The 12,205-nt window shown below is 70.9% G+C and carries 11 protein-coding genes and 1 tRNA gene; 9 read left to right on the top strand and 3 right to left on the bottom strand.

Annotation, left to right across the window (positions count from 1 at the left end):
- Positions 1–7: 7 nt before the first annotated feature.
- The gene (locus JNB50_RS19340) at positions 8–1,519 is read right to left on the bottom strand and encodes a DUF3375 family protein (protein ID WP_208041773.1); all 1,512 of its coding nucleotides are present in this window, start codon (positions 1,517–1,519) and stop codon (positions 8–10) included.
- Between the two features lie 89 nt (positions 1,520–1,608).
- Positions 1,609–1,685 (bottom strand) — tRNA-Met (locus JNB50_RS19335).
- 144 nt (positions 1,686–1,829) lie between these two features.
- Here JNB50_RS19335 and JNB50_RS19330 point away from each other — a divergent pair.
- Genes JNB50_RS19330 through JNB50_RS19300 form a run of 7 tightly spaced genes read left to right on the top strand, consistent with a single transcriptional unit; the run spans position 1,830 to position 7,769 of the window.
- Positions 1,830–2,897, top strand: a complete 1,068-nt coding sequence (locus JNB50_RS19330; RefSeq protein ID WP_208041772.1) for a response regulator — start codon at positions 1,830–1,832, stop codon at positions 2,895–2,897.
- Positions 2,894–3,904, top strand: coding sequence for an ATP-grasp domain-containing protein (locus JNB50_RS19325; protein WP_208041771.1), 1,011 nt, complete (start codon positions 2,894–2,896; stop codon positions 3,902–3,904). Before JNB50_RS19330 ends, JNB50_RS19325 begins: the two co-directional genes overlap by 4 nt.
- Positions 3,901–4,653 (top strand): PHP domain-containing protein, encoded by a 753-nt coding sequence (locus tag JNB50_RS19320; protein WP_307794797.1) that lies wholly within the window; start codon positions 3,901–3,903, stop codon positions 4,651–4,653. The genes JNB50_RS19325 and JNB50_RS19320 overlap by 4 nt, the downstream gene beginning before the upstream one ends.
- Entirely contained in the window at positions 4,650–4,805 is a 156-nt protein-coding gene (locus JNB50_RS19315) for a hypothetical protein (RefSeq protein ID WP_208041770.1), read from the top strand. The genes JNB50_RS19320 and JNB50_RS19315 overlap by 4 nt, the downstream gene beginning before the upstream one ends.
- Positions 4,802–5,191, top strand: a complete 390-nt coding sequence (locus tag JNB50_RS19310; RefSeq protein WP_208041769.1) for a response regulator — start codon at positions 4,802–4,804, stop codon at positions 5,189–5,191. The genes JNB50_RS19315 and JNB50_RS19310 overlap by 4 nt, the downstream gene beginning before the upstream one ends.
- On the top strand, positions 5,188–6,966 hold the full coding sequence (locus JNB50_RS19305; RefSeq protein WP_208041768.1) for a cell wall metabolism sensor histidine kinase WalK: 1,779 nt from the start codon (positions 5,188–5,190) through the stop codon (positions 6,964–6,966). Before JNB50_RS19310 ends, JNB50_RS19305 begins: the two co-directional genes overlap by 4 nt.
- Positions 6,963–7,769, top strand: coding sequence for a carbon-nitrogen hydrolase family protein (locus tag JNB50_RS19300; protein WP_208041767.1), 807 nt, complete (start codon positions 6,963–6,965; stop codon positions 7,767–7,769). The genes JNB50_RS19305 and JNB50_RS19300 overlap by 4 nt, the downstream gene beginning before the upstream one ends.
- Before the next feature lie 19 nt (positions 7,770–7,788).
- Here the strand turns inward: JNB50_RS19300 and JNB50_RS19295 are convergent, their stop codons facing one another.
- On the bottom strand, positions 7,789–8,985 hold the full coding sequence (locus JNB50_RS19295; RefSeq protein WP_208041766.1) for a pyridoxal phosphate-dependent aminotransferase: 1,197 nt from the start codon (positions 8,983–8,985) through the stop codon (positions 7,789–7,791).
- A 180-nt stretch (positions 8,986–9,165) separates the two neighbouring features.
- Here JNB50_RS19295 and JNB50_RS19290 point away from each other — a divergent pair, with 180 nt between their 5' ends.
- Together JNB50_RS19290 and JNB50_RS19285 are read left to right on the top strand one after the other, a co-directional pair.
- Positions 9,166–11,028, top strand: a complete 1,863-nt coding sequence (locus JNB50_RS19290; protein ID WP_208041765.1) for a S1C family serine protease — start codon at positions 9,166–9,168, stop codon at positions 11,026–11,028.
- Between the two features lie 133 nt (positions 11,029–11,161).
- Positions 11,162–12,205, top strand: coding sequence for a glycosyltransferase family 2 protein (locus JNB50_RS19285; protein ID WP_208041764.1), 1,044 nt, complete (start codon positions 11,162–11,164; stop codon positions 12,203–12,205).

Raw genomic sequence — 12,205 nt, 5'->3', positions numbered from 1 at the left:
CTGTCCGTCACCGTTCGTCCGTCTCCTGGTCGGCCGCGTCCCGTCCGAAGACCAGGAGCGGCATGGTCACTTCGCGTGCGCCGGCGGCGACATCGAGCGGGACCGTCTGCACGCCCTCCGCCACCGCGCCGTGCTCGGCGCCGAGCTCGATCAGGCTGACGGCGAGACCGAGTCTGCGGTACTCCTCCGGCGTCGCCGCGTACACGTCGGCACCGGTGACGGTCTCCGCGTCCGCGAGGAGTGCGTCGATCGTCTCGCGGACCGCCGCAGAGCTGGTCGCGACGGCGAGGCGGAGCGCCTCGCGCTCCTCGTCGGGCAGCGGGTCGTCGTTCTCGGCGATCGCGACGCCGATGTCGGGGCGCCCTCTGTCACGCCAGAGCTGCGCCTGGGTCACGTCGACGAGATCCCAGGCGCCGATGCCCAGGACATCCCCGTCGACCAGCACCGGGCCGGGCCGGCGTTGGGTCCAGAGCGCTCCCGCGTCGAGCACCCGCCCGGCGAGCGACAGCAGACGCGCGTGCCGGTCGGAGGCGTTCCTGCTGAGGAACCGGCGCAGCGACGACGTCCAGCGCATGTACGTCTCCTGGACGAGCTGCTCTTCGGCGAGCAGCGACGTGATCAAGGTCTCCAGCTGCGCCCGCTGCCGCTCGGTGAGCTCGGTGACCTCGGCGGGCTGGGCGAGCACGCGCTCGATGTCCGCCCGCATCGTGTCCACTTCGCGCGACGACAGCATCGCCGCGAAGCCGCGGTAGGCGCGTCCTTCCGGCGTCTGCTCCAGGAGATCGTTGTCCCGCAGGAAGCGGTCCACCAGTGCGCCCTTGCCGATGGTCTGCGACGACGCGGCCCTGGCGACCTCGCGGTGCCGCTGCTCCACCATCGCGCCCAGTTGGCGGAAGTCCTCCGGCAGGGTCGCGGTCAAGCGCAGCACCTCGCGCACCTGCCGTGCGACCGTCTCCGGTCCCGCGATCTGCGCGCCGTGCTCCGCGATGTTGGCCCTGCGTCGCTGCAGTTCCGCGATCTCGCGGTCGAGCCGATCGAGCTGGGACTCGGCCGTCGGATCGGTCAGTGCCGCCAGATTGTGGACGGCGTGGGCGATGCTCGCGAAGCGGGCCTCCGAGACCGCGCTGTCGGGCTCCGCCAGTTCGCGCACGACCCGGAGCGCCTGCAGCGAGTACTGGGAGAGGCGATATCGTGCCCGTCCCTCGCCGGCGCCCGCACGGGTGCGGACCAGCCAGCGGCTGTCGACCCAACTGCGGCAGTACTCGGCGGGCGACGTCCGCGTGCCCTCGGGATCGGCGGGATCGCGATCGTCTGCCTCGCGATCGTCGCTGAGCTCCTCGAGGGCGTCGGCGACCTTCTGGTGGAACCAGTCGGCGGAGACGGTCCCGTCCGCGAACTCCAGATGACGCGAGAAGAGGGGGAGGACCCAGCGGCCGTTGTAGCTGCGCAGCAGTGCCCAGGTGGGATGCTCTTCCCAGACCGCAGCGACGCGGGTGCCGTCGAGGGCCTCGTCCATCATCCTCCGCTGCCATCATCCGGGTCGAGGCCACAGCCCCGTGAACAAAAAGCGGCCCGGACCTGGGGATTTCTCCTCAAGTCCGGGCCAGTTGGTTGCGGGGGCAGGATTTGAACCTACGACCTCTGGGTTATGAGCCCAGCGAGCTACCGAGCTGCTCCACCCCGCGGCACAAGAAATGACTCTAGCACGGCCGCAGGGTGCTGTGAAATCCGGGTGCACGCCCGGGCGCGTCCGGGCGTGCCCGTGGCGCGTCCGGGGCTCCCTAGACCGCCCGTCCCACTAGAGTCGTCGCAGGACCCAGGAGATGCGTATGGCGAATTCGGCCCAGAAGTACCGCGTGTGCGTGATCGAGGACGACCCCGACGTCGCCTTCTACATGAAGACCGTGCTCGAGAAGCGTGCGGACGCGCAGGTCGTCGCCGTCACCGATCCCTCCGTCGCCCTCGACACGATCGCCTCGTTCGACCCCGATGTCGTCATCACCGACATCGAGATGCCGGGGATCTCGGGCATCGACCTGCTGCGCGAGGTGCGCAGCAGGCACCCAGGGCTCCCTGTCGTGGTCATGACCGCGCACGTGTCGGTGGACTACGCGGTCTCCGCGCTGCGGGCGCAGGCCGACGAGTTCCTCACCAAGCCCATCGCGTCGTCCGAGCTCGTCGCCATCGTGAACCGTCTCGCCGAGGAGGGCCGCACTAAGCGCGCAGCCAGCCAGCAGCAGGTGGTCCTGGCGATCGGAGCGCACCCCGACGACGTCGAGATCGGTGTCGGCGGCATCCTGTCCGCCCACCGCGACGCCGGCAACCAGGTGGTCATCCTGACGCTCTCGCGCGGTGCCCGCGGCGGCGACGCCGACGACCGCCAGCACGAGTCCCTCGCCGCCGCCGAGCTGCTCGGCGCGCGGCTGTTCCTCGAAGACCTCGAAGACACCCGCATCTCGGCCGCCGACCCGACGGTGAGCATCATCGAGCGCGTCGTCGCCGAAGTGCAGCCCGACATCGTCTACACGCACTCCGCGCACGACCGCCACCAGGACCACAGGGCGGTGCACGCGGCCGTCAACGTCGCGACCCGCAACGTCCGCACCGTCTGCTGCTTCCAGAGCCCGTCCGCGACGATCGACTTCCGGCCGACCCGATTCGTGCCGATCGACGGCTTCACCGACGCCAAGCTGCGACTCATCGACTGCTTCCGCTCCCAGACCGAGCTGCGCTCGTACCTGGATCACGACTTCGTCCTCGCCACCGCCCGCTACTGGTCTCGGTTCGGCGGCGGCACCAACTGCGAGCCGCTGGAGGTGATGCGCGACACCGCGGACATCTCCATCCCGGCGTCTGCCATGCAGACCGACGCCCGAATCCGGAGGAACCAGGAATGACCGCATCCCGCACCCGCGTCCTCGTCACGGGAGCCGGCGGCCCGGCGGGTATCGCCGTCATCCGCTCGCTGCTCAAGCGCGACGACGTCGAGGTCTACGCCGCCGACATGGACGGCTGGGCGAGCGGCCTGTATCTCGTGCCAGAATCCGCCAGGCGGATCGTGCCGCCGGGGAAGGCACCGTCGTTCGTCGACGACGTGATCGCCCTGTGCGCCACTGACGACATCGCTGTGCTCTTCTCGACCGTCGATGTGGAGCTGCCCGGCCTCGCCGCGCGCCGCGACGACCTCGCCGCCGTCGGCACGGCGCTGGCAGCGCCCAGCCACGAGACGCTCGTGACCTGCCTCGACAAGTACCGCCTCGCGCAGGCCGTCGACGGCAAGGCGCGCATCCCGGAGACCCGGCTCCTGGACCGGGACGGTGTCGGCGCGGACTGGGTCTTCCCCGTGATTATCAAGCCGCGCAGCGGTGCGGGCTCGCGCGGCGTGCGCCTGATCGCCGATCGTGCCGCCCTGGAGGCGCTGGGGGAGGACCAGAGCATCCTGGTGCAGGAGAACCTGCCGGGCGAGGAGTTCTCGGTGGACGTGCTCGCGGGCCTGGACGGCACGGTGATCGCCGCCGTGCCGCGCTCCCGCGAGCGGGTCGACTCCGGCGTCTCCATCGCGGGCCGGACGGTGCGCAGGGACGAGCTGTCGCAGACGGCCTCCGACGTCGCCAGGGCCATCGGGCTCACCGGTGTCGCCAATGTGCAGCTCCGGTACAGCAGCGACGGCGTCCCCGCTCTGCTGGAGGTCAACCCGCGCTTCCCCGGCGCGATGCCGCTGACGATCGCGGCGGGGGTGGACATGCCGTCGCTGCTCCTCGACCTCGTGCTTGGCCGACCCGTGCCCTCCGCGGTCGACTTCACCGAGCTCGCGAACGTGCGCTACCTCGAAGACGTCTTCCTCGACCCTGCCGACGTCCTCGTCTCGGAGAACGCGGCCCACGCGGAGGGACCGGAGAAGTGACCGATCGTCTGCGCGCCCTGTTGCGCGGCGACTTCCACGTGCACTCCACGTTCTCGGACGATGCCAGGAGCAGTGTCGCGGAGAACCTCGCGGCGGCGTCCGCGGCGGGGCTCGCCCGGGTCCGGCTGACCGACCACGTGCGCGCGTCCACCACCTGGGTGCCCGAGTTCCTCGCCGCGGTGGCGGCCGAGCCCGCGCCGGAGGGCCTCACCGTGCTCACGGGCGTGGAGGCCAAGCTGCTCGACGCCTCCGGTGCGGTCGACATCCCCGCCGATCTCGTGGTCGGAGCGGGCGGCGTCGACGCGATCGTGATCGGCGACCACCAGTTCCCCGGCACCGACGGGCCGTGGTCGCCGGACGAGACGCGCCGCCGCCTCGCCGACGGCCTGTCGGCGGACGACGCTCTCGACCTCCTGATCGAGGCGAGCATCCGGGCCATGGAGGGCACCAGGCACGCGCAGCTCGCGCACTGGTTCTCGATCCTGCCGAAGGTGGGACTCTCCGAGGAGCAACTCGGCGCGGACCGGCTGGCGGCCTGGGCGTCCGCGGCGGCGGCGACCGGCACCCTCGTCGAGGTGAACGAGAAGTGGGGGTGCCCCGGTCCGGTCGCCGTGCTGGCCCTCAGGGACGCCGGAGCGCGTATCGTTGCGTCCACCGACAGTCACGACGCGGCCGATGTCGGCCGATACGACCGGGTGACGGCCGTGCTCGACGCCGTGGAGGCCTCGGAACGGGAGGAGCGCCGATGAGCCCCGTCCAGCTGACCCGCGTGCAGCGCGAGGAGTTGCAGCGCGAGATCGACCGCAACCGGAGGTGGGAGCTGCGTCTGCCGATCTACGGCGCCATCGCGCTTCTCGTGATCGCCGCGGTCGTCGTAGTGCGGGTGGTGTTCTTCTCGTGAGCGACGTCAAGCGCATCGTGATCGCGGACGACGACGACGACATCCGCGGCCTGATGGTGATCGCCGCCAACCGCGCCGGCGTCGAGATCGTGGCCGCCGTCGACAACGGCCGCGCGGCGCTCGACGCCGTGGGCGAGGGCGGTATCGACCTCGCCGTGCTCGACATCTCGATGCCGGGCCTCAACGGGGTCGAGGTCGCCGAGGCGATCCGCGGCGACGACGCGACGAAGGACACGCTCATCCTGATGGTGTCCGCCTCCGTGCAGCTGCTCACCGATCACGGCGTGGTCGCCAACCGGTCCGACTCCTTCATCATCAAACCGTTCAGCCCCCGAGTCCTCTCCGAGCGCATCCGGTCGATGCTCGGGCTGGTGGAGACCGTATGACCGTCGACCGCTGGCTGGGTCGGATCCCGCTGGACTCGCCCTCCGTCTTCCTCAAGCTGGTGCCGACTCTCGTCGGCTTCACTATCGCGCTCGGACTGACCTTCATCCCCGGCGTGATGAGCGCGCACCTTCCGGTCTTCATCATCGGTGCCACCCTGGTGATGATCGGAGCGCTGCTGCTCTCGCTGCTCGTGCCCTGGCGGCAGATCCCGTCCGCCTGGGCGGTCGCCGTCCCGCTCGTCGCGATGATGTCGATCGCGTTGATGCGGATCGGCACAGGAGGCTCGACGTCGGCGATCGGCGTCATCCTGCTGCTGCCGTTCGTCTGGATCGCGACAGAGGAGGGGCGTCGCAACATCGTCATCGCCGCGGCGGGCATCTTCGTCGTCCTGCTCGGCCCGATCCTGGTGGATCATGCCGCGACCAGCGCGGCGGACCTCCTGCGCGCCTTCTTCTCCCCGGTCATCTATCTGATCGTCGCCGCCGTCGTCAACGAGATCGCCCACCGGTCCCGCGTGCAGCTGGCCGCCTCCCGTGCCGTGGCCGCCCAGCGCGAGGAACTGCTCGAGCAGGCCCAGCGCACGCAGGACGAGCTGGTGCTCAACGAAGCGCGGCTCAAGACCGCGAACCGGCTCATCCAGAGCATCTGGAACGCCGTCACCGAGCAGTCCGTGATCGGCACGGACCTCGACGGCGTGATCGACGTCTGGAACCCGGGTGCGGAGAAGATGCTCGGCCTGACCGAGGCGCAGGTCCTCGGTCACGATCGGCGGGTCATCGAGTTCCACCTGGTGAGCGAGCTCGAGGATCGGCTGCGCGACATGGACGCGCGTTTCACCACCGTGGTCAGCGCCGACGACTTCTCGGCTCTGGTCGACACCGTGCGGGCAGGCTACGCGGACGTGCGCGACTGGACGTACGTGCGCGCGGACGGCAAGCACGTTCCCGTGCAGGTGGCGGCGACCCCGCGGATCGATGAGAACGGCCACAGGGTCGGATTCATCTTCGTCGCCACCGACATGACCCAGGCCCGCGAGTTCGCGCGGCTGAAGGACGAGTTCGTCGGTCTCATCTCGCACGAGCTGCGCACGCCGCTCAGCTCGATCCTGGGCTACCTGGAGCTGATGCGCGACGACGACGAGGCGCCGCTCTCCGACGAGCAGCTGCAGTACCTGGGCGTCGCGGAGCGAAATGCCCACCGCCTGCTCCGGTTGGTCGGAGACCTGCTCTTCACCGCGCAAGTCGAGTCGGGGAGGTTCCCGATCGACATCACGGACGCGGAGCTGCGCTCCGTCGTCTCCGCCTCGGTGGAGTCGGCCCGGCCGGGCGCAGCCGCCGCAGGGGTCGCGCTGGTGATGGAGGTGCCGGACGAGCCCGTCGACGTGCGCGGCGACACTGTTCGACTGGGCCAGGCCGTCGACAACCTGGTCTCCAACGCGCTCAAGTTCACGCCGGCGGGCGGCAGCGTCACGGTCTCGCTGCGGCGGGACGGCGACGCGGCGGTGGTCGCGGTCACCGACACCGGAATCGGCATCCCGGCGGTCGAGCTGAGCCAGCTCTCGCAGCGGTTCTTCCGCGCCTCGACGGCCACGCGGAACGCCGTACCCGGCGTCGGCCTCGGCCTCACCATCACGAAGGCGATCGTCACGGCCCACGGCGGCCGGCTCGACATCGCGAGCGAGGAGGGCGTCGGGACGTCCATCAGCCTCCGCCTCCCGATCGAGACCCCTGCGCCGGTCGCCGAGGCGGTGCCCGGCGCGGAGGCCGCACCGTGAGCGGGGTCGGCGTCGCCGTCGCCCAGTTCACGCCGGGCGACGATCGTGTCCACAACCGCGATCTGGTCGCGGGCCTCCTCGCCGTCGCCGCAGCCCGCGGAGCGCGCCTGGTCGTTTTCCCGGAGTACTCGTCGTACTTCGCCGACCCGCTCGGCCCCTCCTTCGCGCGCAACGCCGAGCCGCTCGACGGCGAGTTCGTGCAGTCGCTGGGCACGGCGGCGCGCGAGCACGGTGTCTTCGCGATCGCCGGGCTCGTCGAGCGGACGGGAATCCACGACAAGTTCGCGAACACCCTCGTCGCGGTCGGACCGGACGGCTCGACCCTGGCGGTCTACCGCAAGCAGCACCTCTACGACGCGTTCGGCGCGACCGAGTCCGACTGGGTGGTTCCCGGCGACCTCGCCCTGCCGGAGGTGTTCGAGGTCGACGGCCTCCGCGTCGGGATGCAGACCTGCTACGACCTGCGCTTTCCCGAGGTCACCCGTCGGCTGGTCGACGCCGGCGCCGACCTCGTCGCCGTGCCGGCCGAGTGGGTGCGCGGACCGCTCAAGGAGCACCACTGGTCGACCCTGCTGACCGCGCGCGCCATCGAGAACACCCTCTACGTCGCAGCAGCGGACCACACGCCGCCCATCGGCGTGGGCAACAGCGTGATCGTCGACCCGATGGGCGTCGTGCTCGCGGGCCTCGGCGAGACGACCGGCGTCGCGGTCGCCGAAGTCTCGACAGAGCGCGTCGCGGACGTTCGCAGACGGAATCCGGCCCTGCAGCTGCGCCGCTACCGGGTGGAGCCGAACGACTGAGCAGCCGGTCGGGCTGCGCTCACGAGCGCAACGACGCCAGCCGGCGTGCCGCCTCCTCGAGCACATCCACACGCTTGCAGAAGGCGAACCGCACGAGCGACGCGGTGCGGGCGGCGTAGTCGTCGCGGCAGAAGGCGGCGAGCGGCACGGCCACGACCCCGGCGAGTTCGGGGAGCCGGCGGCAGAACTCCACCGCGTCGGGATGCCCGAGCGCCGCCGCGTCCGCGACGACGAAGTACGTCCCGTCGCTCGGATGCACCTCGAACCCGGCGGCCTGCAGGCCGGCCGAGAGCACGTCGCGCTTGTGGGCGAGGGCGGCGGCGATCCCGGTGAAGAACTCGTCGGGGAGGGCGAGCCCGGCAGCGATCGCCGGCTGGAACGGTGCGCCGTTCACATACGTGAGGAACTGCTTGACGGCGAGGACGGCCGTCACCAGTTCCGCCGGGGCGGTGAGCCAGCCCACCTTCCACCCCGTCGTGTTGAACGTCTTGCCACCGGAGGAGATCGTCACGGTCCGCTCGCGCGCGCCGTCGAGCGTGGCGACCGGGATGTGCCGCGGGCCGAACGTGAGGTGCTCGTAGACCTCGTCGGTCACGATGACGGCGTCGTGCCGCTCGGCGAGGTCGACCACCGTCTGCAGCGTCTCGCGGTCGAGCACGGCCCCCGTCGGGTTGTGCGGTGTGTTCACCAGGATGACGCGCGTCCGGTCGGACACCGTGCTGCGCAGCCGGTCCAGGTCGGGCCGGAACGCGGGCGGTTCGAGCGGCACTGTCTTGTGCACGCCGCCGGCCAGCGCGATCACCGCGCCGTATTCGTCGTAGAACGGCTCGAAGGTGACCACCTCGTCGCCCGGCTCGAGAAGGGCGAGGAGCGTCGCGGCGATGGCCTCCGTCGCGCCCGCCGTCACGAGGACCTCGCGGTCGGGGTCGAACTCCAGCCCGTAGAAGCGGCGCTGGTGGTCGGCGACGGCCTGGCGCAGCAGCGGGATGCCGATGCCGGGCGGGTACTGGTTGGCGCCGTCGCGGATGGCGGCGATTGCGGTGTCGAGCACCACGCCGGGGCCGTCCTCGTCGGGGAAGCCCTGCCCGAGGTTGATCGCGCCCGTGCGCACGGCGAGGGCGCTCATCTCGGCGAAGATCGTCGGGCGCACCGCGCCGTCCGCACCCAGCAGGCCAGCGCCCCCGGCGGCCGCCCGCCACGCTCCGGTTACCGTCATCGTCACCCTCTCGTCCTGTCCCGGACCCAGGCTAGGGCAGGCGAGGGGCTCCCTCACACCGCTTGCATTCGGTACGTTGTGGAGAGTCATCGGGAGGCGGAAGGTCGCCCACAGGACCCGCAAATAGAACGCTCAGGTTGGCATCCCAAGCTGTCTAGTGCTTGGAAGGAGCACCACACCATGACCGACACTCCGATCACACCGGACCCCGCGAAGCCCCAGAACGACGCCGAGACCGAAGCGGTCGTGGATGCCGGCGCTGCGCAGCCCACCCCGGCCCCCGCGGAGGCCCCGGCCGCCGCACAGCCGCAGGTTCCTGCCGAGACGCAGGTTTCTGCCGCGCCGCAGGTTCCTGCCGAGGCGCAGGCTTCTGCCGCGCCGCAGGTTCCTGCCGAGGCGCAGACCCCTGCCCAGCCCCAGACCCCTGCCGAAGCGCAGGTGCCGGCGCAGCCGGTGGCCCCTGCCCAGCCTCAGGCTCCTGTCGAGCCCCCGGCGCCGGCCGCCGGCCACGGCTGGACCGCTCCCGCAGCGCAGGGCGCCGCCCCCGCGGCTCAGCAGCCGACGGCGCAGCAGCCCACCGCGCAGCAGCCGACGGTTCCCCAGCCCGGCGTGCCGGCCGCTCACCAGCCGCAGCAGAACCAGGCCCAGCCGACCCAGCCCGTCGCCCCCCAGCAGCCCTACGGCCAGCCTGCGGCGGCTCAGCCGAACTACGGCAACGGCTCGTTCGGGCAGCCGAACGCCTACGGTCAGGCTCCCTACGCCCAGCAGCACGCCGGCCAGCAGCCGCCCTACCTCGCCGCGCCGGGAACGGCCACCGCAGAGAAGGCGCCGCGCAAGCGCAACACCGGCCTGATCATCGCGACGCTGGCCATCGGTGCGCTCATCGGCGGCGTCGCCGGCGCGGGCGCCGGAATCGGCCTCTACGCCGCCACCGGCAGCAACGCCACCATCAAGACGGTCTCCGGCCCGCAGAACATCACGGTCAACGACGCCAACAACGCCACAACCGTGACCGCGGTCGCCGCGAAGGCGTCGCCGAGCGTCGTCACCATCTCGGTCACGGCCTCCAGCGAGGGCGGCACCGGATCCGGCGTCGTCCTCAGCTCGGACGGCTACATCCTCACGAACACGCACGTCGTCACCCTCGACGGCGCCGCCTCCAACGTCAGCATCAGCGTCACCGACAACGACGGCAAGATCTACACCGCCAAGATCGTCGGCACCGACCCGACCACCGACCTCGCGGTGATCAAGCTCGACGGTGCGAGCGGGATGACGCCGATCACCTGGGGTGACTCCAGCAAGCTCAACGTGGGCGACACGACGGTCGCGATCGGCGCCCCGCTCGGCCTCTCCGGCACGGTGACCGACGGCATCGTCAGCGCGCTCAACCGCTCGATCAGCATCGCGTCCTCGGCAGCGCCCAAGTCGGGCGACGGCAACGGCGGGGGAGGCTCGCAGAATCCGTTCAACTTCGACTTCCCGAACCAGGGCGGAGGATCGTCGCAGCAGGGCCAGAGCCAGGGCACGATCTCGCTCCCCGTCATCCAGACGGACGCGTCGATCAACCCGGGCAACTCGGGCGGCGCGCTGCTCGACAGCAAGGGCCAGCTGATCGGAATCAACGTCGCCATCGCGAGCGCGGGCGGCAGCAGCTCCAGCGGCAGCCAGTCGGGCAGCATCGGCGTCGGCTTCTCGATCCCGTCGAACGTCGCCAAGCGCATCTCCGACGAGCTGATCAAGAACGGCTCGGCCACCCACGGCCTGCTCGGAGCGAACGTCGGAGACGCCGGCAACGACAGCAAGGCGACCACGGTCGGAGCATCGATCAAGTCGGTGGTCTCGGGCGGCGCGGCGGCCGGCGCCGGCCTGCAGGCGGGCGACGTCGTCGTCAACTTCAACGGCCTCCCGATCACCGACGCCACCGACCTGACCGCGCAGGTCCGCGCCCTGGCCGCCGGCTCCAAGGCCGATGTCACGTACATCCGCGACGGCCAGACCAAGACCACGACGGTCACGCTCGGCTCGCTTCCCGCGAGCTGAGTCGCACGACACTCGGAGGGCCGTCCCGCAACGCGGGGCGGCCCTCCGCCGTGCGGGGCGGCGCCGTCACGGCCCGGAGTCCTGCCCATCGCCGGCTGATAAGCTCGGCGAGGCCGAACGACGAATGGATCAGATGCCGGAAGATAGCGTGAACACCCTCCCCGGTGTGTCCTACGTGATGCCGGTCCTCAACGAGGCGACCCATGTCCGGGCCGCAGTGGACAGCCTCCTCGCGCAGGACTACACCGGGCCGTTCGAGGTCACCATCGCGCTCGGCCCCAGCATCGACGGCACCACGGAGCTCGTCGCCGAGCTGGCCTCGGTCGACTCCCGCATCCGCGTCGTCGACAACGTGGTCGGCTCGACGCCCGCCGGACTGAACCTCGCCATCCGCGAGTCCCGGTATCCGGTGGTGATCCGCGTCGACGCCCACAGCGTGCTCCCGCCCGACTACGCGCGCATCGCCGTCGAGACCATCCTCGAGACCGGTGCGGACAACGTCGGCGGTCTCATGGACGCGCAGGGCACGACCCCGTTCGAGCGCGCCGTCGCGCGCGCTTACGGCAGTCGCGTCGGTCTGGGCGGCACGAAGCTGCACGTCGGCGGGTCCGCCGGCCCGGCCGAGACGGTGTACCTCGGAGTCTTCGACCGCGATCGGCTCCTGGCGGTCGGTCTCTTCGACGAGGAGATCAAGCGCGGTCAGGACTGGGAACTGAACCGGCGCATCCGCCAGGCCGGCGGCACGGTGTGGTTCACTCCGCGGCTGCGCGTGGTCTACCGGCCACGCCCCAACCTCTACCGGCTGGCGCGTCAGTTCTTCTCGACGGGGATCTGGCGGGGCGAGCTGGCCAGACGGTTCCCCGCCTCCAACGGCCTGCGCTACTTCGCGCCGCCGGTGATGGTGCTCGGCGTCGCGTTGGGCGTGCTGCTCGGGCTCGGTGGTGTGCTGCAGGCGCTCCTCGGAGCGAGCCCGTGGCTGCTGTGGGCGTTCGCGATCCCGGTCGCCTACCTTCTGATCGTCATCGCGTCGGCGCTGGTGTGGGGCCGCCGCGACGGCTTTTCGTCGTTCCTCTGGTTTCTCGTAGTCTTGCCGTGCATCCATTTCAGCTGGGGGATCGGGTTCATCCTCGGATATCTCTCCCTCACCAGGAACATCACCGCACACACCGGAAGGTAG

The organism is Leifsonia sp. TF02-11 (genome assembly GCF_017565305.1).
In the GTDB taxonomy this organism is placed as follows: domain Bacteria; phylum Actinomycetota; class Actinomycetes; order Actinomycetales; family Microbacteriaceae; genus Leifsonia.
The sequence above is the reverse complement of the archived record's forward strand: the minus strand, read 5'-3'. Positions and strand labels throughout refer to the sequence as shown.